The organism is Pedobacter sp. GW460-11-11-14-TSB4 (assembly GCF_059423705.1).
Map to the genome: position 1 here is coordinate 40,094 of NZ_JBWKYI010000010.1, position 25,506 is coordinate 65,599.

At 38.4% G+C, this 25,506-nt stretch carries 24 protein-coding genes; 4 read left to right on the top strand and 20 right to left on the bottom strand.

Annotated elements, in window-relative coordinates; genetic code table 11:
* Positions 1 to 44 precede the first annotated feature (44 nt).
* The 5 genes from guaA to AC07YT_RS12020 form a co-directional block, all read right to left on the bottom strand.
* Positions 45 to 1,574: a glutamine-hydrolyzing GMP synthase gene (guaA, locus tag AC07YT_RS12000; RefSeq protein ID WP_086547431.1), complete on the bottom strand. Its 1,530-nt coding sequence runs from the start codon at positions 1,572 to 1,574 to the stop codon at positions 45 to 47.
* A 239-nt stretch (positions 1,575 to 1,813) separates the two neighbouring features.
* Complete coding sequence (locus AC07YT_RS12005) at positions 1,814 to 2,212, bottom strand: type II toxin-antitoxin system VapC family toxin (RefSeq protein ID WP_086547432.1); 399 nt, start codon at positions 2,210 to 2,212, stop codon at positions 1,814 to 1,816.
* The gene (locus AC07YT_RS12010) at positions 2,209 to 2,445 is read right to left on the bottom strand and encodes a type II toxin-antitoxin system Phd/YefM family antitoxin (RefSeq protein WP_478359596.1); all 237 of its coding nucleotides are present in this window, start codon (positions 2,443 to 2,445) and stop codon (positions 2,209 to 2,211) included. Before AC07YT_RS12010 ends, AC07YT_RS12005 begins: the two co-directional genes overlap by 4 nt.
* A 144-nt stretch (positions 2,446 to 2,589) precedes the next feature.
* Entirely contained in the window at positions 2,590 to 3,048 is a 459-nt protein-coding gene (locus AC07YT_RS12015; RefSeq protein ID WP_086547433.1) for a deoxycytidylate deaminase, read from the bottom strand.
* Positions 3,049 to 3,112: 64 nt separating this feature from the next.
* Positions 3,113 to 4,720, bottom strand: coding sequence for an MFS transporter (locus AC07YT_RS12020; RefSeq protein WP_086547434.1), 1,608 nt, complete (start codon positions 4,718 to 4,720; stop codon positions 3,113 to 3,115).
* Positions 4,721 to 4,870: 150 nt separating this feature from the next.
* On the opposite strand from AC07YT_RS12020, the gene AC07YT_RS12025 reads away from it, so the two are divergent.
* Positions 4,871 to 5,497: a LysE family translocator gene (locus AC07YT_RS12025; RefSeq protein WP_086547435.1), complete on the top strand. Its 627-nt coding sequence runs from the start codon at positions 4,871 to 4,873 to the stop codon at positions 5,495 to 5,497.
* Between the two features lie 572 nt (positions 5,498 to 6,069).
* Here the strand turns inward: AC07YT_RS12025 and AC07YT_RS12030 are convergent.
* The 14 genes from AC07YT_RS12030 to ubiE all read right to left on the bottom strand — a co-directional run bounded on the left by AC07YT_RS12030 (position 6,070) and on the right by ubiE (position 20,328).
* Positions 6,070 to 7,971 carry an amidophosphoribosyltransferase gene (locus tag AC07YT_RS12030; RefSeq protein ID WP_086547436.1) on the bottom strand — a complete coding sequence of 634 codons (1,902 nt, stop codon included), beginning with the start codon at positions 7,969 to 7,971 and terminating at the stop codon, positions 6,070 to 6,072.
* A 262-nt stretch (positions 7,972 to 8,233) separates the two neighbouring features.
* Positions 8,234 to 9,052, bottom strand: a complete 819-nt coding sequence (gene murI, locus AC07YT_RS12035) for a glutamate racemase (RefSeq protein ID WP_086547437.1) — start codon at positions 9,050 to 9,052, stop codon at positions 8,234 to 8,236.
* A gap of 318 nt (positions 9,053 to 9,370) precedes the next feature.
* A complete protein-coding gene (locus AC07YT_RS12040; RefSeq protein WP_086547438.1) occupies positions 9,371 to 9,949 on the bottom strand; it encodes an OmpH/Skp family outer membrane protein in 579 nt (192 codons plus the stop codon).
* Between the two features lie 63 nt (positions 9,950 to 10,012).
* Entirely contained in the window at positions 10,013 to 10,543 is a 531-nt protein-coding gene (locus AC07YT_RS12045; protein WP_086547439.1) for an OmpH/Skp family outer membrane protein, read from the bottom strand.
* Positions 10,544 to 10,643: 100 nt separating this feature from the next.
* On the bottom strand, positions 10,644 to 13,187 hold the full coding sequence (bamA, locus tag AC07YT_RS12050; protein WP_086547440.1) for an outer membrane protein assembly factor BamA: 2,544 nt from the start codon (positions 13,185 to 13,187) through the stop codon (positions 10,644 to 10,646).
* 149 nt (positions 13,188 to 13,336) lie between these two features.
* Positions 13,337 to 14,077 carry an undecaprenyl pyrophosphate synthase gene (uppS, locus tag AC07YT_RS12055; RefSeq protein WP_086547441.1) on the bottom strand — a complete coding sequence of 247 codons (741 nt, stop codon included), beginning with the start codon at positions 14,075 to 14,077 and terminating at the stop codon, positions 13,337 to 13,339.
* A gap of 19 nt (positions 14,078 to 14,096) precedes the next feature.
* Positions 14,097 to 14,894 carry a type IX secretion system protein PorG gene (gene porG, locus AC07YT_RS12060; protein ID WP_086547442.1) on the bottom strand — a complete coding sequence of 266 codons (798 nt, stop codon included), beginning with the start codon at positions 14,892 to 14,894 and terminating at the stop codon, positions 14,097 to 14,099.
* A gap of 2 nt (positions 14,895 to 14,896) precedes the next feature.
* On the bottom strand, positions 14,897 to 15,778 hold the full coding sequence (locus AC07YT_RS12065; protein WP_086547443.1) for an NAD kinase: 882 nt from the start codon (positions 15,776 to 15,778) through the stop codon (positions 14,897 to 14,899).
* 9 nt (positions 15,779 to 15,787) lie between these two features.
* Positions 15,788 to 16,450 carry a CBS domain-containing protein gene (locus AC07YT_RS12070; protein WP_086547444.1) on the bottom strand — a complete coding sequence of 221 codons (663 nt, stop codon included), beginning with the start codon at positions 16,448 to 16,450 and terminating at the stop codon, positions 15,788 to 15,790.
* Positions 16,451 to 17,215 carry an alpha/beta fold hydrolase gene (locus AC07YT_RS12075; protein WP_086547445.1) on the bottom strand — a complete coding sequence of 255 codons (765 nt, stop codon included), beginning with the start codon at positions 17,213 to 17,215 and terminating at the stop codon, positions 16,451 to 16,453.
* Between the two features lie 182 nt (positions 17,216 to 17,397).
* Complete coding sequence (locus AC07YT_RS12080; protein WP_086547446.1) at positions 17,398 to 17,844, bottom strand: GatB/YqeY domain-containing protein; 447 nt, start codon at positions 17,842 to 17,844, stop codon at positions 17,398 to 17,400.
* Positions 17,845 to 17,953: 109 nt separating this feature from the next.
* Positions 17,954 to 18,712 carry an SDR family oxidoreductase gene (locus AC07YT_RS12085; RefSeq protein ID WP_086547447.1) on the bottom strand — a complete coding sequence of 253 codons (759 nt, stop codon included), beginning with the start codon at positions 18,710 to 18,712 and terminating at the stop codon, positions 17,954 to 17,956.
* Between the two features lie 90 nt (positions 18,713 to 18,802).
* Positions 18,803 to 19,600 (bottom strand): type IX secretion/gliding motility protein PorT/SprT, encoded by a 798-nt coding sequence (gene porT / locus AC07YT_RS12090; RefSeq protein ID WP_086547448.1) that lies wholly within the window; start codon positions 19,598 to 19,600, stop codon positions 18,803 to 18,805.
* Positions 19,597 to 20,328, bottom strand: coding sequence for a bifunctional demethylmenaquinone methyltransferase/2-methoxy-6-polyprenyl-1,4-benzoquinol methylase UbiE (gene ubiE, locus AC07YT_RS12095; protein WP_215131244.1), 732 nt, complete (start codon positions 20,326 to 20,328; stop codon positions 19,597 to 19,599). Before ubiE ends, porT begins: the two co-directional genes overlap by 4 nt.
* A gap of 167 nt (positions 20,329 to 20,495) precedes the next feature.
* On the opposite strand from ubiE, the gene yihA reads away from it, so the two are divergent.
* From yihA to AC07YT_RS12110, 3 genes are all read left to right on the top strand, one after another.
* Complete coding sequence (gene yihA, locus AC07YT_RS12100) at positions 20,496 to 21,119, top strand: ribosome biogenesis GTP-binding protein YihA/YsxC (RefSeq protein WP_086547449.1); 624 nt, start codon at positions 20,496 to 20,498, stop codon at positions 21,117 to 21,119.
* Between the two features lie 72 nt (positions 21,120 to 21,191).
* Positions 21,192 to 22,049, top strand: coding sequence for a UbiA-like polyprenyltransferase (locus tag AC07YT_RS12105; protein WP_086547450.1), 858 nt, complete (start codon positions 21,192 to 21,194; stop codon positions 22,047 to 22,049).
* A 70-nt stretch (positions 22,050 to 22,119) separates the two neighbouring features.
* Positions 22,120 to 23,826, top strand: coding sequence for a M3 family oligoendopeptidase (locus AC07YT_RS12110; protein WP_086547451.1), 1,707 nt, complete (start codon positions 22,120 to 22,122; stop codon positions 23,824 to 23,826).
* Positions 23,827 to 24,235: 409 nt separating this feature from the next.
* On the opposite strand, the gene AC07YT_RS12115 is transcribed toward AC07YT_RS12110, so the two are convergent.
* Entirely contained in the window at positions 24,236 to 25,453 is a 1,218-nt protein-coding gene (locus AC07YT_RS12115) for an MFS transporter (RefSeq protein ID WP_086547452.1), read from the bottom strand.
* Between the last annotated feature and the right edge of the window lie 53 nt (positions 25,454 to 25,506).

The window sequence follows — 25,506 nt, forward strand, 5'->3', positions numbered from 1 at the left end:
TTGTATATCGACTCCTGACTAAAGACTCAGGACTCCGAACTAAACTATTCCCACTCAATAGTTGCAGGTGGTTTAGAACTGATATCATATACCACTCTATTGATTCCTTTAACTTTATTGATGATTTCGTTAGAAATTTTAGCCAATACCGGATAAGGTAAATGACACCAATCAGCAGTCATCCCATCAAGCGATTCAACCGCTCTTAAGGCAATTACATTTTCGTAAGTACGTTCATCGCCCATTACCCCAACAGATCTTACTGGTAAAAAGATCGCACCTGCCTGCCATACTTTATCGTAAAGGCCTGCTTCCTTAAGGTTATCGATATAAATTTTATCGGCATCCTGTAAGATAGCAACTTTTTCAGGGGTAACCTCTCCGATAATGCGGATACCTAAACCTGGCCCAGGGAATGGGTGACGACCTAAAATAAACGATTCTAATCCTAAAGTGGTACCCACTCTTCTTACTTCATCTTTAAACAAAGTTTTAAGTGGCTCTACTACTTTAAGTTTCATAAAATCTGGCAAACCACCCACATTGTGGTGCGATTTAATGGTTGCCGATGGACCTTTAACCGAAACGGATTCGATAATATCAGGGTAAATTGTACCTTGTGCCAACCACTTTACATCTTGAATAAGATGAGATTCTTCATCGAAAACTTCGATAAACACGCGGCCAATAATTTTACGTTTGGTTTCCGGATCTTCTACACCAGCCAGCTGACTTAAGAATTTATCCTTTGCATCAACGCCTTTAATGTTTAGTCCGAAATCTTTGTATTGCTCTAAAACACTTTCATATTCGTTTTTACGCAATAAACCATTATCAACAAAAATACAGTGAAGGTTTGTGCCAATGGCTTTATGCAAAAGCACTGCAGCAACACTACTATCAACACCGCCTGAAAGGGCCAGAACAACTTTATCGTTACCTACGGTGGCTTTAATATCAGCAATGGTGGTTTCAACAAAAGCAGCAGAAGTCCAGTCCTGGCTGCATCCGCAAATATCAACCAGGAAGTTTTCTAAAAGGATTTTTCCATCAATACTGTGCGTTACTTCAGGGTGGAACTGGATGGCGTAAGTATCAGAATCTTTAATGTGATAAGCGGCCACTTTTACGCTATCGGTACTGGCAATCAATTCAAAGTTTTCAGGAATATCGGTAATGGTATCGCCATGACTCATCCAAACTTGCGAATCGATGTTGATTCCTTTAAATAATTTATTCTCTTGGTTTACAAAATTCAAATTAGCGCGGCCATATTCGCGTGTGGAAGATGGCTGAACGGCACCACCCGAATGTTGGGCAATATATTGTGCACCATAACAAACAGCCAATAATGGATATTTTAAATGGTATTTCGATAAATCGATTTGAGGTGCATCTTCCTGACGGACAGAGTAAGGACTACCCGAAAAAATAACACCTTTTACATCAGGCGTAACCTCAGGAAGATTGTTATATGGATATATTTCACAGTAAATATTTAGTTCGCGAACCCTACGAGCGATGAGTTGTGTAAATTGCGAACCAAAATCGACGATAATGATTTTTTCTTGCATCCGCAAAGGTACCAATTAGATATGAGATTTAAAGCCGGAGATTTGAGATTTTTAGTAGTGTGCGGAGAGTTTTGAGCCGAGGGCATGGCGATAAGCGTTTAGCGCAAGGCGTTTGGAGTCGATTAACCGTATTACAGTCCGGAGTCGGTAGTCCGGAGTCCGAAGTCAATTAACCGATTAAATAATTCATTTCTATGTAATTGGTCGTTACCTATGAACTCATCACAAATGAACTATAATTACCAAACCACCTTTAAACCTGCCGATTGGTATTTATTAATGTTTTCGTCTTTGCTGATTAAGGTTATATCTTTTTGAATAGCTTGCCATATCAACATCCTGTCAAAAGGATCTTTATGCCAGGTAGCATTTAGCTTATAATGACTTGCTGCTAATTCGGGCGAAACGGGCATTAAGTCAAAACCCACATCTTTTGCCTGCCTCATCAATTCATTAGGTTCTAAACCAATGAGATTGAGTTTACCCAGTGCATATTTAAGCGATATTTCCCACAGACTAATGGCGCTAATAAAAATTTCATTTTCGTTATTTTCAATTACAGAAGTTGCCTTATCTGAAAGCCTTTTCGGATCAATTATTGTCCACAAAAACACATGTGTATCTAACAAGTAAATCATAGCCCTAGCAGCTCTTCATCTGTCATTGCAAAATCGTCATTAAAAATCACCTGAGCCTTACCTTCCAGGGGGCCCAATTTCCTTTTAGTTTTACTTTTACCCGATTCGGGAAGAAAGTAGCCAATAACCTCTTTTTTTCTACCATAAGTTACGGCAATACCAATACCCGCTTTAACATCTTCAAGCACCTCAGAAAAGTGAGCTTTAAATTCTCCAACTGACATTGTTTTCATAACTAAAAGTTTTATAATCAAATATAGACAAAACTTGTCAAGTTGTCAAGTTGAAATTGACTTATGTTTTTAGATTTAAACTTCGTTTGCTGATATGCGATTTGCAGTCACCAATGAACCAATGACGAAGGAACCAATGAACCTCTACGATTCAATCAAAACGACCTCAACACCAAACTTCCGTAAAAAATCTACCCCCTCGTCGCTAGGCAAACCTTTATAAGCCGCATACGATTTAGAATAATACACCAATTTAATTCCCGACGACAGAATCAAACGGGCACAGGCAATACAAGGCGATAAGGTGGTGTATAAGGTACAGCCTTCTATCTTCGATCCATTTTTAGAAGCATACAGGATCGCATTTTCCTCAGCATGTAAGGCCAAAGAGCAACTTCCCTTACTATCACGTGCACAGCCATGTTCTGGCCATTCCTCATCACAGTTATGCGTACCGGCTGGCGGACCATTATAACCAATAGAAATAATACGGGTATCTTTTGTGAGTACTGCACCTACATGGGCACGCACGCAATGCGAACGGGCTGCCAAATCGGTGGCAAGGTTCATAAATATCGAATCGAAACTTGGTTTGTCTGTCATTATCAAAATCAAAAAAGCCACAGAAAAATTAATCCCTGTGGCTGCAAAAATACTTTATTAAAAATTAATGTCCGCCTTCGGCAGTAATATTTTCAACGTCAATACCTTGTTTCTTAAGTTCGCCACTCACTTTCCATGCAAAGAAAATTAAATAAGCAAACCCTAAAACAGGAATGATATAAGAATTGTGAATACCAGCACTATCAGCTAATTCTCCCTGAATTGGAGGAATGATCGACCCTCCTAAGATCATCATAATTAAGAATGAAGACCCCTGAGAAGTATATTTCCCTAATCCGGTAATGGCTAATGAGAATATTGATGGCCACATGATAGAACAACATAAACCACCACTAACGAAAGCAAAGATGGCAACATGACCAGTGGTTAGTAAACCAATAATCATGGCTATAGCACCTAAGGTTCCAAAAATAGCCAATGTTTTGGCGGGCTTTTCCTGACCAATAAAAACTGCTAAAATCATTACAGCAATACACAGTGCATAAACATATAAATTACCCACATCCGTACCAGTTGCGTGGTTAACCCCTAAAATAATACCGAAAGCCACAAAAGGCACAATAACAGTTAAAACATTTTTGGTCATTTTAGTTAGATTGAAAGCACTGACCGCACCTGCCCATCTACCAATCATCATACTACCCCAGTATAAAGAGATGTAAGGTTTGATATCCGCATCGGCTAAACCTCCAAAATCTGGCAATTTAAGTAAAGCGCCCAAATTACTTTGAATAGTTACTTCTGTACCTACATACATAAAAATAGCTAACATACCCAAAACCAATTGAGGGTATTGCATTGCACCCCAACTAGCAGCATTTTCCTTTTTTACGAAGTAACCGAATAATAATGCACCTAGAATGATTACAAATGAAGAGTAAACAAAGATAGATGCGCTAATTCCTGTCAAGTTTGCTAGAGGACTCGCAGCTGCAACCATCAAGAAACCTAAAATCATTACAACCAATGGTCCTGTAGGTTTGCTACTTGCTTCAATTTTTTCTGTACTTGTCACATCAGGAAGCTTGGATACACCAAAGAATATTGCAACGCCTAAAAATAGTCCAGCTAAAATATAGTACAAATTATTGATAGAAGAAATTTCCACCACCTTGGCAACAGCATCGTTTGCCGTTCCAAACAAAACAACACTTACGATAACCGGGCCCATCAAACCTCCAAAATTATTAATACCGCCAGCCAGGTTTAAGCGATGCGCACCACTTTCCGGCTCTCCTAAAGCCACTACAAATGGGTTTGCAGCTGTTTGTTGTAACGAAAAGCCTAAAGCAATAACAAAAAATGCAAATAGGATAAATAAAAACGAACCAGAATGTACTGCAGGAATCATTAGAAGGGCACCACCTGCAGAAATAATTAAGCCGGCAATAATTCCTTTTTTATATCCTATTTTGTTTAAAATATCAACTTTTGAGGCCTGTGAAGCAAAATATAAGATTAATGATCCTATAAAATACCCGCCATAAAAGGTAAAATCTATTAATTGAGATTCGAATTGAGTTAATTTAAAATGAGTTTTACAAAAAGGAATAAAGATGCCATTTGAAGCGGCAACGAATCCCCAAAAAAAGAATACAGTTATAATTGTATATAGCGCTGTACCATAATTTTTAGTTGTGTCTTTTGTCATCGTTTGTTATTTGGTAAATTGTTTTAGTGGCTCTAAACATAAATAAAAAAAATGAAAACCCGCAAATTTTATGCAACCTGTGCAACAAAAATAAATGTTATATGTTTAGGTATAAAATTGCATATTCGCATATTATAAACAATACAATGCATGTTTGAAGCCATATTACTAGGTATAGGAGCAGGGATTATTTCGTCGTTTTTAACAGGGCCGGTATTTTTTGCAATGATCAAAACCAGCATAGAGAGGGGCTTCAAAGCTGGGTTTTCTTTAGCTGTTGGCGTAATCATTAGTGATGTGGTCCTAATTGGCCTGGTTCTTTTTGGCAGCCAGTTTTTCGATTATAAAGCAGAATTTGATAAATATGTAGGCACTATTGGGGGCCTGTTTTTGTTAGCCGTAGGTATATATTACCTGGTTTCTAAAATAACCGTGCATTACAATAGCTCGACTTTACAAAAAGTAAGCAAGCGGGGTTACGTCATAAAAGGATTTTTAATGTGTATCCTTACGCCATCTACCTTAATGTTCTGGATTATTGTAAGCGGAATAATCTCGGTTAAGCTGAACAACATGCTGAACGAAAAATTAGTCTGCTTTTTTATCGCCATGGCTACCCAATTGAGTATTGATGGTGCAAAAAGTTTCTATTCGAGTAAACTCCGTTATAAAATAAAGGAAGATGCACTTAAAAAACTAAATAAAATCGCAGGTGTAGTCATCATCTTCTTTGCCATTTGGCTCATTGTTAAAACTTACCTGAAGTTCTACGCCTAACACCCCTCTTCCTCCTGCTTAGTTGCACTCAGGTGGCTTAGGTGGTCAAAAATATAGTTTACCCAAAGCAATTTGTGTCTTAGTGGTAAAACAAACCCCCACGATTGTCACCCTGAGCAAAGACCAAAACAGTTTTTTATTTTTTGAAAAGCAGGTGCAGTACAACTATTATTGTTAGTCCTGCCAATGCTTCAAGTCCTCACCCGATTCTAATTTAGTGCCGATTCATCGGTAAAGGATCGGGCTCCGGGCTTTCCGCGAATGTTAGGTTTAGGTGGGAAAAAACAGTAGCAACTCCATCAATCTCAGAAGTATCGTCATTGTGAGAAGGCTTTTTTAACCGATAAAGCAATCTTTATGACAAGGATCACCAGCATGAAAGATTGCTTCCCCGAAAGGTCGGGACAGGCTGTCGTTCCTCCTCGCAATGACGATCTTCCTTTTGGAATCTGTCAATGGGGAGTCGAAGGGCACTTCTATAGTGTTGTCCGGGGCAAAAAATAAGCACAAAAAAATAGCCCATATAAATATGGGCTATTTTCTATTCATTCCCCTTTAGGGGATTTAGGGGCCTAATAAGCCCTTTGATTGTTTCCTTCTTTCCAATTAACAAAAGCTTTATTTACCACTTTGTTTCCACCAGGAGTTGGATAATTACCTGAGAAATACCAGTCTCCTTTGTTTTTCGGACAAGCTTCGTGCAAGTTCTCTAAACTTTGGTAAATTACTTCAACTTCAGCAACCGTACCTTTTGGAGTAATAATCTGTGCAATTTTAGCCGAAATTTCTTCAGGCGTAAATGGTTTGTAAATATCCTTAACGTGGTTTACAATTTCCTCTTTAGGTAAAAGTAACGAAGCTTTACATTTGGTATAAACATCTTCAATTACCTGCCACATGCCACGCTCCGTTAACAACTGAATAGCCGCATCGAAAGCAACAAACTGCCCCATCCTGCTCATATCAATACCATAACAATCAGGGTAACGAATCTGAGGTGCAGAAGAAACAATAATAATTTTCTTAGGGTGTAAACGGTCAACAATTTTAATGATACTTTGCTTCAACGTAGTACCGCGTACAATAGAATCATCGAGTGCAACTAAAGTATCCTGGTGATTATTGATAATACCATAAGTAGTATCATAAACGTGCGCCACCATTTCGCTACGGTCTGCATCCTGAGTAATAAATGTTCTCAGTTTTACATCCTTAACCGCAAGCTTCTCCACACGTGGTGCTAAAGACAACAGGTCTTCGAGCTGCTGATCGGTTAGCGTTTCTTTTTTATGTAAAAGTATATCTTTCTGGTGCCTGCGCACATATTGCTGAACACCATCAACCATTCCAAAGAAAGCAACTTCTGCCGTATTTGGAATAAAAGAGAATACCGTATTTTTTAAATCGTAATTAACCGCCTGAAGAATTTTATCACTCAGTAAACGACCTAACTGTTTACGCTCGCGGTAAATTTCTACATCACTTCCTTTTGAGAAATAAATGCGTTCGAATGAGCAAGATAATCTTTCGGTAGGCTCGCGGAATTGCTCCATGCTCACCTCTCCGTTTTTCTTGATAATTAAAGCATGACCTGGATCGATCTCTTTAACATCTTTGAACTGGATATTAAATGCAGTTTGTAAAGCTGGTCTTTCAGAAGCCGCTACAACAATCTCATCATCATAATAATAATACGCCGGACGGATACCTGCCGGATCGCGCATAATAAACGAATCGCCATTACCCACCATACCACAGATAGAATAACCTCCATCCCAGGTTTTGGCCGAGCGGCGAAGAATGTTCGCAATATCTAAGTTATCTGATATTTTGTGCGTAATGGCAACGTTATCATGCCCTTCCTTTTTATATTGATCGAAAAGCTCCTGGTTTTCATCATCTAAAAAGTGACCGATTTTTTCCAATACCGTTACGGTATCTGCTTTTTCTTTTGGATGCTGACCTAACTCGTACAATTGCTCCAATAACTCATCAACATTCGTCATGTTAAAGTTACCCGCAATCACCAGGTTACGTGTCATCCAGTTGTTTTGCCTTAAAAAAGGGTGGCAATTTTCGATACTGTTTTTACCATGCGTACCATAACGCAAATGGCCCATTAACACCTCGCCGATAAAGCTTACGTTGTTTTTGAGCCATTCTGTATCCTGCATTAATTCAGGAGTGTTTTCTTGGATATCAACAAATTTGTTCTGCACATATTCGAAGATATCAGCTACCGCATTAGATGCCATACTCCGGTATCGGCTAATGTACCTACTGCCCGGTTTCATATCCAGCTTAATGGTAGCAATACCTGCGCCATCCTGGCCCCGGTTATGCTGTTTTTCCATTAAAAGGTATAATTTGTTAAGGCCGTAAAGTGCTGTACCGTACTTTTGCTGGTAGTAAGAAAGTGGTTTTAACAGGCGAATAAAAGCGATTCCGCATTCGTGTTTTATCTGATCACTCATTGTGTGGGTTTGAAGCCGCAAAGTTATCCTTTTAACTTGTTACAACCTAAAGAAAAATGTTTTCTTTTATTATGATGAGTTTAATCTGACAGATACGCTAAATGTATTCCAATCTGCCTTACCTACTTAAAATCGTGTATTATTAATTAGAATCTTTCTAAATAATTTGCATAGTTAGTGTAAAATTCACAATTTCCAGTTAGCAGTTTACAATTGGCAGTTAATCATTAACCGATTTAAACGGTTAACCAATTAACCAACTTCACATTTTACTCGATTTCAATGGTTCTCCAAAGAATATCGAGGCATGTTCATCAAAAGCCAAAGGATCGCCACTGGTATAGAAATGCCTTTCGCCCTGTTTGGCTAGTTTTTGTTCGATCTCTGGATGTCTTTCTAAATAATCGATCAAACTATTGGCAACGATCTCGCCCTGCGTTAAAACGTTGATGTGATCAGGAAATACTTTTTTCAGCCTGGGCATCAACAATGGATAATGGGTACAGGCCAATAATACACAATCGATGTCTTTTGACTGGCTCAATAACTGATCACAATATTCATTGATAAAAAAATCTGCTCCTGGTTGCAGGTGTTCATTGTTTTCGATCAGCGGCACCCACATCGGGCAACTTTGCTGATAAACTTTGATCCTGGGAAAAAACTTATTGATCTCTAATAGATAGGATTGAGAATTAACTGTTCCCCTGGTTCCCATTACACCAACCTGTTTAGTGCTGGTATACGCGTCTATCACTTCTGCAGTGGGCCTTATAACGCCCAGCACCCTCCTATCTGGGTATTTAGCCGGAAGATCGATTTGCTGGATCGTTCTAAGCGCTTTTGCTGAAGCGGTGTTGCAGGCCAGGATGACCAAATGGCACCCTTTTGCAAAAAGCCATTCTACGCACTCTAAAGTATATTTATAAATGGTATCAAAAGAATGATCGCCATAGGGCGAACGGGCATTATCGCCTAAATAGATATAATTATAATCGGGTAATTTATCGGCAATAGAACGGAACACCGTTAATCCACCGTAACCTGAATCGAAAATACCTATGGGCGAAGAGTTTTGCATGGGTGCTGTTGAAAAATTGTAAAGATAGTTGGAAATATTAGAAAACTTAGTTGGAAGGTTGAAATGTTTTACTCAATAAAGTATCTGTATTTCAATTTCTAATTTGCCGTCATTTCGAGCGGAGTACAACGAAGTCGAGAACCCGAAGGCTCTGCAAAGCAAAATCTATCCCGAGGTAGATCTCTCCACTTCACTGCGTTCCGGTCGAGAAGACGATTTATCTTCCAACAAAAAAGCGGAACTAAGTTCAACTTAATTCCGCAATATCATATTTCCTGACTTGAGACTTAGGACTCAAGACTGGGGACTGACAAAAGACTATTTCTTAGGAGCAGCTGGTTTTGCAGCAGTTGCTGAAATACCTAATTTAGATTTAACTGCAGCAGTGATATCGTCACCACCTTCCCAGAATACTAAATTGTTACCACCTTGTCCGTTTGCGATATCGAAAACGTAAGCTAAACCTTTTTCTTTAGCTACAGCAGAAATTGCAGTTGCTACTTTAGTTTGAATAGGCTGAAACAATTCACCTTGTTTTGTACCTAGGTCCTGTGAAGCTTTAGTACGTGCATCAGTAATGCGTTTTTCCAAATCCTGTAATTCCTGACTCAACGCTTGTAATTCTTTACCCACTACTTCTTTGTTAGCTTCACTTAAAGATTTTTGCTTAGCATCTGCAGCAGTCATTTTACTTTGATATTCTTTGATCATTGCATCAATATCTGCCTGCTTTTGTTTACCTAAGGTTTCTAAAGTGGTTTGAGCTGTTTTAGCCTCTGGTAAATTTGCAAATACCTCCTCAGAATTAATGTGACCCAATTTTTGTTGTGCACTTGCCATATTCGCTGTAAACAATAACCCTGCTGCTACAAAGAATACGTTAATTAACTTTCTCATCGTTTTATTTTACTTTTTTATTTTTTTCTAATTGTTTTTCTTCAAAAATCAGGGGCGAATATACTAATTATTTACAGTCCCTGGTTTATAACCTAATTTTACAATTACGTCATTACTCACATCGTAACTGCTGCTTGCATAAATCATCATTGTTGCTTCACTGCTCTTGTCGAAAATGAAGTCTAAATATTTAGATTTTGCAATCTGTTTAATCGCCTCGGCTACTTTATCCTGAATAGGTTTAATCAATTTTGCCCTGCTTTGAAAAAGATCGCCATCAGGTCCAAACTTAGAACGTTGAAATTCTTTAGCCTGTTTTTCTTTTTCGATAATTTCATTTTCACGGCGCTTGCGCATATCATCGGTTAACAAAACCTGATCGGCCTGATAGGCCTTATACATTCTGTCGATTTCAGAAAAATTCTGATCCACTTGTTGCTGCCATTGTTTAGAGGCAACATCTAACTGACTTAATGCCGATTTATATTCTGGTAAATGCTTCAAAATATACTCCGTGTCTACATAAGCAAACTTCTGTGCAAAGGCACCAAAAGAAGTGCAAAGCAGGAATGCGATAAAAAGATACTTTTTCATTTGTGTGTGTGTTAATGATACAGTTAATAACCTAAGCTTTCTTTAAACTCCTATTGCAATGATTTATTGCATAATTAGTTAAATTTTTGTTCTTTATCAATTAAAATCCACCTAATTGTTGTGCGATACTAAAATGGAACTGACCTTTGTTCGCATCTGGTAATCCAGGGATAGCATCAAATCCGTATCCATAATCAATACCTAACAAACCAAATATAGGTAAGAATATTCTGGCACCCACACCCACTGATCTTCTAATATTGAAAGGGTTAAAATCACTAAACCTGTTCCAGGTGTTACCACCTTCAGCAAAGGCCAGAACGAAGGCTGTAGCTTGCTGACTTGCAATAACCGGGTAACGTGCCTCTAATACATATTTAGTGTAAATCGGGCTACCAGATTGTTGCGCCACATTTGGATCAGAACCTACCGGAATTACTGTATTATTAGAATAACCACGCATCGCAATTAACTCAGATCCTTGTAAGAAATCGAATCCCTGCATACCATCACCACCTAGTTTGAAACGCTCGAATGCTGATTGGCCAACTGCTTTATTGTATTGACCCAAGAAACCAAACTGTGCTTGCGCTTTAATTACCAGGTTACCTACCACACGCTGATACCATTGTGAATCGAATTTCCATTTATGATATTCTGTAAAACGGTATTTTTCTTTATCAGATGCAGTTGCATAATTCACCTTGTTAAATAGTGAATATGGTGGCGTTGCCTGAATAGTGAAACGTAAGAACGATCCTGATTTAGGGAAGATTGGCGAATCTCTTGAATCGCGGCTAATCTCTTGTGATAAGTTTAAGTTATAAGAAGTACCCGTGCTAAATAAATATCCTGAATAGTTATTTAAGATATATTGTTGCAGGTTAACGGCATGGCTTAACTGGAAATAGTTATCTGGCCAGTTTAATCTTCTACCTAAACTAACGGTTACACCATTTAAACGTATTTTTTGAAACTGAACATCTCCACTACTTAATCCATTAGATTGTAATGAAGTAAACGCACTTACACCAAAACTTACTGGTTTCTCGCCACCAAACCAAGGTTGCGAGAATGAGAAACTATATGATTGATAGAATTTACCATTTGTTTGCCCACGTAAGCTTAGTTTTTGTCCATCACCTTTTGGTAAAGGTTTGTAAGCTTTTAAATTAAATAAGTTACGTAACGAGAAGTTATTAAAGGTTAAACCTAATGTACCAATGATACGGCCACCACCAAAACCACCTGATAACTCAATCTGATCTGAAGGTTTCTCTTCTACGGCATATTCAATATCTACTGTACCATCTGCCGGGTTAGGGCGAGGCGTAGGAACCGTTTTAGACTCGTCGAAGTTACCCAACTGACCAATTTCGCGAATGGTACGGATTAAATCACTTTTGTTAAATTTCTGTCCTGGTTTAGTACGGATCTCACGTAAAACAACCTTATCGTTTGTGATGGTGTTACCTTTTAAAGTAATGCGGTTGTTGGTATACTGCGGACCTTCGTACATGCGTAATTCCACATCAACCGTATCGCCATAAATTTTGGTCTGTACCGGATCGATATTAAAAGTTAAATAGCCATTATCGGTATACATACTGTTAATGTCGCCACCGTTTTCGCCACCACCGTTTAATTTTTTATTTAATTTTTCTTCGCTAAAAACATCACCTTTTTCGATGGTTAATACTTTTTGCAAAATACTATCCGGATAAATGGCATTACCTGCCCAGGTAATATTACCAAAATAATACTTTTTACCTTCGTAAAGGTCCATTCTGATGTTCACCTTTTTCTTGTTGTACTGGTAAATGGTATCCTTTAATAATTCCGCATCACGATAACCTTTCTCGTGCATTTTGGCTATCATTTTTACCTTGTTCTCTTCGTATTTCTCTTTTGCGAATTTTCCAGAGCCCCAAAAGCGCCACCAGGCAAATTGTTTAGGGTTTTTAAGGTATTTTCTAAGTTTTGCCGATTTAAAATCTTTGTTTCCGGTAAAATCGATATGCTGTACTTTAACACGGTGACCTTTATCAATATTGGCTTCTAATACCACACTGTTTTCTGCATTCGGATCTTTACGTGTTTTGTAATCGATCTGGGTAAAGAAAAAGCCCTTATCCAATAAGTATTTTTTAACAATAGCTGAGGTCGTGTTGTACAGGTTATCGTTTACGATTTTACCTGTTTTATCATTTAGCTTTTCCTGAATGGCCGTTTTTTCAGATTTACGAATACCTTTTAAATCGATAGAACTTAAACGCGGGCGTTCAACTACTTCAATTTCAAAATAAACAGAATCCTGAACAAATTTTTCGATGTTAAGTTTAACATCATCAAACAAGCCCTGTGCCCACAATGTTTTAATGGCATCAGAAGTTGCCTCGCCGGGAAGAACGATTTTATCGCCTTTGGTTAATTTAGATAAAGTAATTAATACTTCTTTATCTAAATATTGGGTTCCGGTTACCGTGGTACCACCAATGATATATTCTTTTGGACTAAAATAATCGAGATCTAAGCCACCAACCTTTAAAGAGGGGGTTACCGGTGCCTGACCTTGTGGACGTACTTGAGCGAAGGCCGGAGCGGCTAAAACTAGTAGGATTAAAACTTGAAATATTCTTTTCATTAAAATTATTTGTTCAGTAATGGCCAAAAGGTAACGATATTTTATAAAGCAAAATGTCTTTATGTTGTTCCCTTATTATGGTTTCATTTATCGTATAAAAGTGGTGCTAAGTTAGTTTAAACGCTTGTTAAAAAGTGTTAAAAGAAAAATTAGTTTAATTGCTCGCTAATTTTGCCAAAACGGCGTTCGCGTTTTTGATAGTCTACAATAGCCTCGAAAAGATCTTCACGTCTGAAATCCGGCCATAAAACATCCGTAAAATAAAACTCGGTATAAGCCATTTGCCAAAGCAGATAATTGCTGATCCGGTGTTCGCCACTGGTCCTGATCATGAGTTCAGGATCGGGTATATTTACTGTTGTTAGTTTTGATGAAAACAGGTCTTCGTTAATATCATCCAACGAAATGGTATTGTCTTTTACAGCTGATGCAATTTTTTTGGCGGCCTCTAAAATCTCCCACTTGGCACTATAACTTAAGGCCAGTGTTAACGTACATTTTTCGTTATGGGCCGTTTTCTCCATGGCTTCTTTTAAATCATCAATACACTCCTGGGGTAAAGATGAAATATTGCCAATGGCATTTAGCTTAATATTGTTTTTATTAAGTGTTTCGGTTTCTTTGTTGATGGTCGAAATCAGAATCTGCATCAAAGCATCTACTTCTTCTTTGGGTCTGTTCCAGTTTTCAGTAGAAAAAGCATATAAAGTGAGGTACTCAATACCCACCTCAACACAACCTTCTACAATGTCTTTTACAGAAAGTACACCTTGTTCATGTCCGAAAACCCGCACTTTACCCTGGCCTTTTGCCCATCTTCCATTACCATCCATGATTACGGCAATGTGCTTTGGCAGGCGGCTATTGTCTATTTGTTCTTTAAATCCCATTAATTATGTCAAAATCAGCTTAAAAGGAATAGCATTTTGAGGATACAAAGGTAAAAGATATGCCAACACTAACAAATAGATAAGTGTCCCTTTTTCGAAAATCGCCTCTTTGGGTACCAGGCTGTCCGATTTGGTTGCGCGAAGGATCAGATAAATTAACCTGATTCTGGCCATTTCCAACAATCACCTGGCTAACCGGATAGCGGCCGCTCACATCATCAATATAATCTGTAGAAGGTGTTCTATAGCCCAATTCGGTAAAAACGCTCCAGGTATCTTTGTAATTATACCTAAGCCCCAAGCCGTACGGAATAGTTAAAACCGCATTTTTATATCCATTTTCCTGGCCTTCGGTGGCTAATCGGTCTAACCGGTATTTTTCATCGTCAACTTTTACGGTAGGTTTAAAAATAACCAAACCAGCCCCAACAAAAAGATATGGGGTAAACTGCCTGTTTCCTCCACCAAGATTAAAATTGAAAAAATTAAAATCGACCAGGCCGCTAAATTCGTTTAACGATGTTTTAAAACGCAGGTTTCTTTCGCGAAATTGTTCATTACTGGAGTTGGCATCATCTGCCTTGATCTGTCCGTAGGTATAATTTAAGCGAACGCCTACATATTGGTTAAAGTTACGCTTTACATAAGCGCCGCCCGAAAAACTGCTGATTTGTAAAGGATTGTTCTGATTGAGGTCGCCCATGTAACCTGCTCCCCCACCCATTAGCCCAACTTCCCATGTACCTTCCTGCGCACGAACAATTTGCCCGCTAAAGATAAATAAGAGGAGAATTAACAGAGGTTTGGCTGGCGTCATACTTAGTAGTTACGGGTATCAATGCCCCATAATAATTTATTCCTTAACGTGTTTAAGTAAGTTTCATTGTTAAGGCGGATAAGATTTACGCAAAAATCTGCCTTTTTTATGCTAATTTTTACTGATCGTTCTACAGTTACGGTTCGGCTATCGCACGAAACCAAAAATTTAGATTCCCTGGCTTCTACCTCAAAAGAGAGTTTATTGTCATCGGGCAAAATCACTGGTCGCACGTTTAGGTTATGAGGTGCAATAGGGGTAATTACAAAATTCTCAGAATCGGGATAAATAATCGGGCCACCGCAGCTTAATGAGTATGCCGTAGAACCCGTTGGGGTAGCAATAATTAATCCGTCGGCCCAATAAGAGTTGATAAATTCATCGTTCATTGACGCATGGATAATCATCATTGCCGAATTATCGCGACGGTGAATGGTAATATCGTTTAGTGCAAAATTTTCTTCGCCAAATAAACCATTATCAGATTCTAAAGTTAAAAGTGAACGCGAATCTAAGGTATATTCTTTATTGATCAGGGCTTTAAGTGCCGATGCGATTTCGTTTTTATTGATACTGGCCAGGAAACCGAGGCGACCAAAATTGATCCCGATTACCGGTATGCCCGAATTGCGGATTAATGATAAGGTATCGAGTAAGGTTCCGTCTCCGCCTAAACTCAGCAATACATCGGCAAGCTCCTTTAATTCGGTATGATTATGAAAAATAACGGTATTTGCCGGTAATTTAATTTTACCATGAAGCGATGTTTTAAATTTAGAATATAAAACCGGCTGAATATGATGTTCGGCTAAATGATTAAAAACCTCTTGTACATAGGGCAAGACCGTATCATTAAAATCTCTGCCGTAAATTGCAATCCTCATAAAGCAGGTTTATACATTTAAATAGTTCATGAAAGAATCGTAACGCTCCTGCGATCCATCATCAATCTGGGTGTTATTGTATACCTCTTTAACCAGATAATCATATCTTTCGAAAGAGGCTACCAATGAAGTAATTTCTGTTTTGTTTACTTTGAGCGTTACTTCTAAACGTGTAGAATCTTCGAAAGAATTTACATAAGAAGAGAGTACCTGTGCATTATCGGCTTCAACAATTTGTGCAATATGTGCGAGCGAATTATCGCGGTTACTAATCTCTAACACGATGATTCCGCCAGGTTCATTTACGGCATATTGTTCGGCCACAGCATTAACCATGTTATTGATCGAAATTAAACCCACATAATTTTTCTGTTGATCTAAAACAGGAACAGCTGTCAGTTTTAGCTGACTCAATAACCTGATTACATCATAAGTATGTACATTGCTCAACACGAAAACATTTAGCATGTTTACCGCGCTATCGCTTAAAAGGGTATCGTGATTATCAATACTTAGCAAATCATCTTCAGAAACCAAACCCAATAAGGTGACCTCGTTAACAACCGGCAAATGCTTTAGTTTAAAATCGTTCATACGATCTAAAGCTTTTTGCACCGTGTCAGCGGTCCTTAACGATGGGATTGCATCTGATATGATTTCTGCTGCAAACATTTATTTTAACAATATTCTATCTAAAAATTTCTCTAAAAATGCATTAAATATTTGTGGATGCTCCATCATCGGCGCATGTCCACATTTATCAACCCAGTTTAATTCCGAATTCGGCAACAACTCATGAAATTCCTCTGCCACTTCTGGTGGTGTAACCTTATCGTTTTTACCCCATATCAAAGAAACTGGTATGGTTATTTTTGATAACTCTTTAGCCATGTTGTGGCGGATGGCCGATTTTGCCATGGTTAAAATCCTGATCACCCTCGATCTGTCGTTCACGGTTTTAAAAACATCATCAACGAGTTCTTTGGTTGCCGTTGCCGGATCGTAAAAAGTAAATTCTACTTTTTCTTTAATGTAATCGTAACTCTCTCTGCGTGGGAAAGATCCTCCAAAAGCATTTTCATATAAACCAGAGCTACCGGTAAGTACCAGGGCTTTAACAAACTCCTGATGGGCAACTGTAAATACTAAACCTACATGGCCACCAAGCGAGTTGCCTACAAGCACCACCTGGTTTAAATTTTTATATTTTAAAAAGCGATGAAGATATCTCGACAATGCTTTTACGCCCAATGTTAAAATAGGCAAATCGTAAATGGGTAAAATTGGAATAATTACACGATAGCGATCTTTAAACTGTTCGATAACCAGTTCCCAATTGCTTAGTTCGCCCATTAGGCCATGTAGCAATACCAGTGTCTCGCCTGTTCCAGCTTCGATGTATTTAAATCCGTCTTCTTCTATTATCGGGTAAGTCATATATATTCTAGATGGTATTGTGCTACTAAGTTAATAGAGTAAAATTAAATTTATGCATTTATATGCCATTTTTCTGAAATAAAATCGAAAACGGTATAAAAACGTCATTTGCATTGCGTAGAGCGATAAGCGGCCTGCGATTATTAAGCTTCTGCCTTACGCCTATATGCCCTCTACCTCAATTAAGCCAGTTTTTCTTTAACAATCTCCGCAATTAATTTACCATCAGCTTTACCTGCAAGTTCTTTATTTGCCATGCCCATTACCTTCCCCATATCCTTAACCGATGTAGCACCGGATTGTTTGATTACAGCTTCGATAATTGCAGCAACTTCTGCCCTATCTAACTGTTTTGGCAAAAATTGGTTAATCACTTCAATTTCTTCTTCTTCCACCTGATACAAATCTTCGCGATTTTGTTGCTTGTAAATATCAGCAGATTCGCGGCGTTGTTTAATCAGTTTCTGAAGGATTTTAAGTTCAGTTTCTTCAGTAATTTCTTCTGAAGATCCTTTTTCTGTTTTAGCTAAAAGTAAAGCAGCTTTTATGGCTCTTAAACCTCTTAACTGTGCATTGTTTTTAGCCAACATGGCTTTTTTTATTTCCTGATCTATTGTGTTTGAAATCATTTTTTTATTGCTTAATCGGTTAATTGTTATCAGGTTAATCGGTTAACTGTTTTAATCGGTTAATGGCAGGATTGCTGAATGGTTAACTGCAAATTGCCAACCGAAAACTTTATACTCTATTTATAATCGTTGCGGTAGCCTGTGCAGTTGGCATAATCAACATATCGTTAATGTTAACATGTTTAGGCCTGCTTACTACATACCAAATGGCATCGGCAATATCATCGGCAATTAGGGGCTCCAGGTTTTCGTATACCTTTTTCGCCCGGTCTTCATCTCCTTTAAATCGCACCACCGAAAATTCGGTTTCTACCATACCCGGATTAATTTCGGTCACTTTTATGCCGTGGGGCAGTAAATCGATACGCATACCTTTGCTCAAAGCATCAACAGCATGTTTACTCGCACAATATACGTTTCCATTTGGATAAACTTCTTTTCCGGCAATAGAACCAATGTTAATAATATGACCAGATTGGTTTGGTATCATCCAGTTGGAAACAATTTTAGTTACATAAAGCAAACCTTTCACATTGGTATCAATCATGGTATCCCAATCGTTTGTATCGCCTTTATCAATTGGATCTAAACCCTGGCTCAGGCCTGCATTGTTAATCAAAACATCAACTTTTTTCCACTCGGCAGGTAAAACTTCCAGAGCAGCGGCAAGACTTTCTTTATCGCGAACATCGGCAAAAACCTGTTTAATGGTAATGGCGTATTTATCTTCTAAGTGATGGGCAATTTTAGCCAACCGATCTTCTCTGCGGGCCAATAATATGAGATTGTAACCTTGCTGGGCAAATGTTTGTGCACAAGCTTCGCCAATACCAGAAGTTGCGCCTGTAATTAATGCGATTTTAGACATTTTTATGAATTTTAAGTCTCGGTATATCCTTTAAGATAACATCTTTGATTTACCTACTCCAACAAAGGTAAGTTTTTTTGGATTGCAGGACTATTGAAAAATCAAACTGAATGTTAATTGACGTAATTTCAACTTATCTATCGGATTAGCGTAAACCGTATTATCGTGCTGAAGCAAATCGCTGGTTGAATACGACAGTTTTATTTCGGGCGACATTTTGAAATACTCGAAATAAATATCGAAACCAATACCTGTTTCGTACGACAGGTAATTTCTTTTATTTTTTAAAAACTTATTTACGGGTGTTTCTCCTTCATCGAAGGTTTTCTTTTTCGAAGCTATATCTATCGAATATTTAGCACCGCCTAACCAATAGGCCCTAAAATTGTTCATCCGGTTCGACTTTACTTTTAAACCTAAGGGAAATTCGAACATCGTGGCCTGCACTTTTCGTTCTACTACGGTTTGAAAGTTTTTCGTCTGGCCGTTCCCTACATTAATCGGCGCCATGGGTTCGTACTCGTAAGTGACTACCCTGTCACTAAAAATAAGAGAGGGCGTTGCCCTGATATCAAAGTTATCAGCAATCATTCTATTCATCACAAAACCCAGCCCAAAACCTTGAGACGGTGGACTAGAAATGGCATTTAAGGTTGACGTAACCGGAATACCCGAATTTGGATCGTAAGAAGGATCAAGCGAATTTGGCACCTCATAAAAAGGCGATCGCCAGTTTTGCTTTTTAAGGATTTTGTATTCGGCCGAGATATACTGGAAATTAAAACCAAAACTCCAATCTTCATCGTCTATTCCACCACCCCAATTTTGAGCAAAGGCGGTTGTAGAAACCATAAAAAGTGAAAGAATGAGGCTTAATTTTCTGATCATTTGGTTCCTACATATATCGAACTTATTCCAAACGTTAAAATTCTTTGTTTGGTACTTTTAAAGCCAACTTTTTCCATCAGGTTGGTAAAATCTTCTCCATCTGGAAAAGCAGCTACCGACTCTGGCAAATAGGTATAAGCCCTGTGGTCTTTAGAAAACAGTTTCCCAAAGAAAGGTGTTACCTGTTTAAAATAAAAACTATACAATTGTTTTACCGGAAAAACCTTCGGTTTCGAAAATTCCAGGATCACCATTTTTCCATTGGGTTTTAATACGCGGTACATATCCGTTAATCCTTTTTCGAGATTTTCGAAGTTACGCACACCATAGGCGCAGGTAATGGCATCAAAAGTATCATTTTCGAAGTGTAGGCCTTCAGAATCGCCTACCTGAACGGTAAAAACTTCGTTTAAACTACGTTCGTTAATTTTCTTTTTGGCTACTTCTAACATGCCTTCAGAAATATCAACACCAATTACCTTTTCGGGATGAAGCTTTTTAATGGCTTCGAAAGCAAAATCGCCAGTTCCTGTTGCTACATCAAGCAAGGTTCGCGGGTGGATGGAAACCAGTTCTTTAATCGCTTTCTTGCGCCATAATACATCAATGCCTAAAGAAAGAAAATGGTTTAAAAAATCGTAAGTGCCGGAAATGTTGTTAAACATGGTTGCAACCTGCTCTTTTTTAGTTGCATCTTCTACTTGGTATGGGGTGATATTCTGATTCATGATATGGAGCAAAGATAGAGAAAAGTCGGGAGTCTTTAGGCCGGAGTCCGAAGTCTTTGATGCAAAGTATTCACCATAGTGTCAAAAATCAGATTTAAAAAAAATTATCAAATTGTACTTCAGCCTTCCGACTTCGGACTTCGGACTCAAAACCCTACCTTTGCACTATGATTATCAAAACGGCAACATTTGTTTGCAGCAACACCCAGATTTCGGCACTACCGGTACCAACTATGCCCGAATATGCATTTATTGGCCGCTCTAACGTGGGTAAATCTTCATTAATCAATATGTTGGTTAATCAACATGGATTAGCTAAAACCTCTCAGCGTCCGGGGAAAACACAATTAATTAACCACTTTCTGATAAACGAGAAATGGTATATTGTCGATTTACCGGGTTATGGTTATGCCAAGGTTTCTAAAACCAGCAGAGAGAAATGGGAGAAATTTATCCGCGCCTATATCACCAAAAGAGAAAGTTTACAATGTGTTTTTGTTTTGATAGACAGCCGTTTGGAGCCGCAGGGAATTGATATTGAATTTTGTTATTGGTTAGGTGAAAAACAGATCCCGTTTTCGTTAATTTTTACCAAAGCTGATAAACAAGGTATGACCACCACCCAGAAAAATGTAGCCGCCTTTAAGAAAAAATTAGGTGAATTTTTCGAGGAGATCCCGGCCACCTTTATCACTTCTGCAGAAAAAGGCAACGGAAAAGATGATGTTTTAAATTTCATCTATGAGGTAAATAAAGATTTTGTTGTTCCGACAGATTATAAGAAGTTTTAACCAATTTTCAGTTCGCAGTACACAATTTTCAGTTTAACAATAAAAAAATCTGTGTAATCATCTTTTAAATAAATGAAAAAATACTTTTCACTCGTATTATTCGCCCACTCTGTTTTTGCGTTACCATTTGCCATGATTGGGTTCTTTTTGGGGGTAACCACAACAGAAAACCCATTTTCCTGGTATAAACTGATTTTGGTTCTGCTTTGTATGGTTTTTGCCAGAAACTCAGCTATGGCTTTTAACCGTTATCTCGATAGAAATATTGACGCCAAAAATCCACGTACTAAAATGCGCGATATCCCTGCAGGTAAAGTTTCGGCAAATGAGGCCTTGATTTTCGTTATTGCCAATTGTGTGCTTTTCGCCATTACCACCTATTTCATTAACCCGCTTTGTTTCTATTTATCGCCAGTTGCTTTATTTGTGGTTTTGTTTTATAGTTATACCAAGCGTTTCACGGCACTTTGTCATTTGGTATTAGGCCTGGGGTTGGCGCTCGCTCCTATTGGCGCATACATTGCCGTAACCGGACATTTTGCATTGGTTCCTGTATTATACTCTTTAACCGTATTGTTCTGGGTAAGTGGCTTCGATATTATTTACGCCCTGCAGGACGAAGCATTTGACCGTGAAGAAAAATTACATTCAATCCCATCGGCACTTGGCATTAAAAATGCTTTGAATGTTTCAGTGCTGTTGCATATACTCTCTGCCACCTGTGTTATTTTACCTGTGTTTTTTACATCCTTCAGCTGGGTTTATTACGTAGGTATTGTGTTTTTCTGTTCGATGTTGATTTATCAGCACTTACTGGTAAAACCAAATGATATCAGCAAAGTAAACAGGGCATTTCAAACCTTAAATGGTTATGCGTCGGTTGTATTTGCGATATGCTTTTTAATAGATGCGTATTTAAGACATAAATAAAAAATGAGTGAAGGCCAAATGCGTGAATGAGTAACATTCTCTCATTCTATCACTCAATAACGATAAAAACATGATTATAACTAAGAAACCCAGAACATATATCCCACAGGAACTAAGCATTACCTGGGAAAATTTAGAACCACTTTTTACCGAACTTCAAAACCGCGAAATAAACAGCACGGCTGACTTAGAACACTGGTTAAAAGACCGTTCGGAGCTTGAAGCGGCCTTAGAAGAAGATTTTGCCTGGAGATATATTAAAATGAGCTGTGATACCGCAAATGAAGAACTGGTTAAAAACTTTCAATATTTCGCGACTGAAATAGAGCCAAAAATTTCTCCCTTAGCCAACGAACTGAACAAAAAATTTGTCGAAAGTCCGTTTATGGATGATTTGGACAAAGAAAAATATTTCGTTTACAGTCGTGCGATTAAAAAAGCATTGGAGCTTTACCGCGACGAAAACATTGAGCTGTTTACCGAATTACAGGTGAAACAACAAAAATACCAAAGTACTACAGGTGCCATGAGCGTTGAGCTAAACGGCCAGGAATATACTTTGGAGCAAGCCTCGATCTTTATCAAAGATTTAAACCGAGAGGTACGCGAAAATGCCTGGAAAACCATCCAGCAACGCCGTTTAATTGATAAAGATGACTTAAACATCCTGTTTGATGAGTTAATTAAACTGCGTAATCAGGTTGCTTTAAATGCAGGTTTTGAGAACTACCGCGATTATATGTTCCAGGCATTGGGCCGTTTTGATTATACCCCACAAGACTGTTACGATTTTGCCAATGCCATCGAGAAAGAGATTGTTCCGATTTTAAAAGAGCAGGCCGAAAAACGCCGTGAAGCTTTAGGGCTGGACGTGTTAAAACCCTGGGATTTAGAAGTGAGCATTAGTGGCAAACCAGCTTTAAAACCTTTTAACAATGGTGAAGAACTGATTGATAAAAGTATTGCCTGTTTTAATGCCATTGATGAAAAATTAGGTTCAAAACTGGCCACCATGAAAGCCAATAAACTTTTTGATGTAGAAAGCAGAAAAGGTAAGGCACCGGGTGGTTACAATTATCCATTGGCCGAAACTGGGGCTCCATTTATCTTCATGAACTCAGCAAATTCGTTGCGCGATTTAACCACAATGGTTCACGAAGGAGGACATGCGATTCATACTTTTTTAACCGCAAATTTAGAGTTAAACGACTTTAAACACTGTCCATCTGAAGTAGCAGAGCTGGCATCGATGAGTATGGAATTGATCTCAATGGATAAGTGGGATGTTTATTTCGACAATGAAGAAGATTTAAACCGTGCTAAAAAAGAACAGTTGGCCGATGTTTTAAAAACATTGCCATGGGTTGCCGTAATTGATCAGTTTCAACACTGGATTTACACCAATCCTAACCATACTGCAGCTGATCGCGAGGAAACTTTTAAGCAGATTTTTAACCGTTTTGGTGCTGGTTTTGCCGATTGGACAGATTTAGAACAACAATTTGGAAATGGCTGGCAAAAACAACTGCATTTATTCGAAGTTCCTTTTTATTATATCGAATATGCAATTGCCCAGTTAGGTGCCATTGCCGTTTGGAAAAACTATAAAGAAAATCCAGAAAAAGCTTTAGAACAATATTTAGCAGCGCTTGCTTTAGGTTATACCAAACCGATGAACGAAATATATGAAACTGCCGGAATCAAATTTGATTTCAGTGCAGAATATGTGAAGGAGCTGGCCAATTTTGTGAAAACAGAACTGGAAAAACTGGGATAAGGAAAGGTAGAAGGATTGAAGGTGGAGGGTTGAAAGTTTTCCCCTCCTAGTAAAATATATCAGAGGTCGTGGTATTTTGCCACGACTTTTTTGTTCTTATCTGGTCTTAGCGTCTCGCTAAGACTCAACTGGCCTTAGTACTTTTTTTGCCGCGGAAACACTGAGGACACGGAAACTAAATAAAATGCACAGTCACCACTTACCTTACCTTTTCGGTAATCAAAACCTATGTTTTATCTGCAGTAACCCAACTGAATAGACCTGATGGAAGTGAAAATCCCTTTTGGGCACTGGATACCTTGTTTTTACCGAAAATCCCCAAAAGGATTGTAACGTACAGCAGGACAGAACCCGCCTATGAAATGCAGATACTGCTCTTCAAAAAACATACATCTCCAATTTCCACTACCTACGCTTCATCCTTTTTCCTAATCCTAAGAATAATAAACATCACCAGTACCGATAACAGGATCATGATCAGGTAACTGTAGCTGAGGTTTCGCTCATCTTTAGCCGGAATCAGATTTACAATGCCATAACTCAAAAAAGAAACAATTACGTAAGTAATTCCACCGGTTAATCCACCTGCAATGCCAGCGTTTTTCGGGAATTTGCTCAAACAAAAAGTAAAGTAGTTGTTGAAGGTAAAGCCTGCCCCTACGTGGATTAAAAAGGCGAAGAAAATTAACGACCAGAGGTTTGAAACAAAATTTAAGCTTATGATCATCAGCACAACAAAAGCAACCTGAAACAACGAGTTAATCATTAATCTTTTAAAAAAGGGCTTGTTAATGGTGGCCTTACCGATAAAGCCGCCAACCATCCAGGCAAAGCCTAAAAACAGCGAACTATAACCTGCAATAACCGGTGAGAAATTTAAATGATGCTCAATAATAAACGGACCGGTCATGTTGTAAACCATCACCATACAGTAGGCTAAACCCAGCATAACGATACCCAATGTAAAACTGGTGGTTTTAATCATTTCAACATAAATCCTTGTAATTTTTTTCAGTTGAAAATCGGTAAAGTGTTTTAAGGTTTCGCCACTGAACAACAGTTCTAACAGGGCAAAAACAAGCGCAAAACCAGCCAGAAAATAGAAATTAGATTCCCAGCCAAATACCGTTTGAAGGTAACCACCTATAAAAGGTGCAACAATTGGTCCGGTTGACCAGATGATGGAAAACAAACTCAGGTAATGTTTTAACTGATCGCCCTCGAAAAGATCGACAAAATATGCTCTTTTTGCCACCACAATTGCACCTACAGTAAGCCCATGGATGATGCGCATTAAATAAATAAGGTAAATGTTATGGGTTGTGGCAATAACGATACTTGCTGCTGCGAAAATCAATAAGGCATACAGGCAGATCTTGTACCTGCCAAAGCTATCGAGCACGCTCCCGATAAAAAGTTGCGAAACGCCATAGCTAATTAAAAAGATACTTAAGGTGAGCTGAACCTGAACACTGCTTACCTGCATTTCGCCAGCCATTGTTGGTAACGAAGGGATGTAAATATCGGTAGCAAAACCCGATAATGGAATTAAGGCAAAGGCCAGTAAAGTTGCCAAACCCTGGTGACGTTCTTTAATGTATTTTATTTGTGCGGTATCTGCAATCATATTGGTACTGTAATGGTATAAATATTCAAATCAAACATCCATTTAAGTGTTCT

Excerpts from the sequence above, each read along its gene's own strand:
- AC07YT_RS12020 (WP_086547434.1), bottom strand. The coding sequence starts at position 4,720 with ATGACAAAAGACACAACTAAAAATTATGGTACAGCGCTATATACAATT.
- yihA (WP_086547449.1), top strand. The coding sequence starts at position 20,496 with ATGATTATCAAAACGGCAACATTTGTTTGCAGCAACACCCAGATTTCG.
- AC07YT_RS12110 (WP_086547451.1), top strand. The coding sequence starts at position 22,120 with ATGATTATAACTAAGAAACCCAGAACATATATCCCACAGGAACTAAGC.
- AC07YT_RS12025 (WP_086547435.1), top strand. The coding sequence starts at position 4,871 with ATGTTTGAAGCCATATTACTAGGTATAGGAGCAGGGATTATTTCGTCG.
- AC07YT_RS12075 (WP_086547445.1), bottom strand. The coding sequence starts at position 17,215 with ATGACTTACCCGATAATAGAAGAAGACGGATTTAAATACATCGAAGCT.
- AC07YT_RS12070 (WP_086547444.1), bottom strand. The coding sequence starts at position 16,450 with ATGTTTGCAGCAGAAATCATATCAGATGCAATCCCATCGTTAAGGACC.
- uppS (WP_086547441.1), bottom strand. The coding sequence starts at position 14,077 with ATGGGATTTAAAGAACAAATAGACAATAGCCGCCTGCCAAAGCACATT.
- porT (WP_086547448.1), bottom strand. The coding sequence starts at position 19,600 with ATGATCAGAAAATTAAGCCTCATTCTTTCACTTTTTATGGTTTCTACA.
- AC07YT_RS12080 (WP_086547446.1), bottom strand. The coding sequence starts at position 17,844 with ATGATTTCAAACACAATAGATCAGGAAATAAAAAAAGCCATGTTGGCT.
- murI (WP_086547437.1), bottom strand. The coding sequence starts at position 9,052 with ATGCAAAACTCTTCGCCCATAGGTATTTTCGATTCAGGTTACGGTGGA.
- AC07YT_RS12065 (WP_086547443.1), bottom strand. The coding sequence starts at position 15,778 with ATGAGGATTGCAATTTACGGCAGAGATTTTAATGATACGGTCTTGCCC.
- AC07YT_RS12085 (WP_086547447.1), bottom strand. The coding sequence starts at position 18,712 with ATGTCTAAAATCGCATTAATTACAGGCGCAACTTCTGGTATTGGCGAA.
- AC07YT_RS12045 (WP_086547439.1), bottom strand. The coding sequence starts at position 10,543 with ATGAAAAAGTATCTTTTTATCGCATTCCTGCTTTGCACTTCTTTTGGT.
- AC07YT_RS12115 (WP_086547452.1), bottom strand. The coding sequence starts at position 25,453 with ATGATTGCAGATACCGCACAAATAAAATACATTAAAGAACGTCACCAG.
- ubiE (WP_215131244.1), bottom strand. The coding sequence starts at position 20,328 with ATGAATCAGAATATCACCCCATACCAAGTAGAAGATGCAACTAAAAAA.
- AC07YT_RS12040 (WP_086547438.1), bottom strand. The coding sequence starts at position 9,949 with ATGAGAAAGTTAATTAACGTATTCTTTGTAGCAGCAGGGTTATTGTTT.
- AC07YT_RS12030 (WP_086547436.1), bottom strand. The coding sequence starts at position 7,971 with ATGAGTGATCAGATAAAACACGAATGCGGAATCGCTTTTATTCGCCTG.
- porG (WP_086547442.1), bottom strand. The coding sequence starts at position 14,894 with ATGACGCCAGCCAAACCTCTGTTAATTCTCCTCTTATTTATCTTTAGC.
- AC07YT_RS12005 (WP_086547432.1), bottom strand. The coding sequence starts at position 2,212 with ATGATTTACTTGTTAGATACACATGTGTTTTTGTGGACAATAATTGAT.
- AC07YT_RS12105 (WP_086547450.1), top strand. The coding sequence starts at position 21,192 with ATGAAAAAATACTTTTCACTCGTATTATTCGCCCACTCTGTTTTTGCG.
- guaA (WP_086547431.1), bottom strand. The coding sequence starts at position 1,574 with ATGCAAGAAAAAATCATTATCGTCGATTTTGGTTCGCAATTTACACAA.
- AC07YT_RS12010 (WP_478359596.1), bottom strand. The coding sequence starts at position 2,445 with ATGAAAACAATGTCAGTTGGAGAATTTAAAGCTCACTTTTCTGAGGTG.
- bamA (WP_086547440.1), bottom strand. The coding sequence starts at position 13,187 with ATGAAAAGAATATTTCAAGTTTTAATCCTACTAGTTTTAGCCGCTCCG.
- AC07YT_RS12015 (WP_086547433.1), bottom strand. The coding sequence starts at position 3,048 with ATGACAGACAAACCAAGTTTCGATTCGATATTTATGAACCTTGCCACC.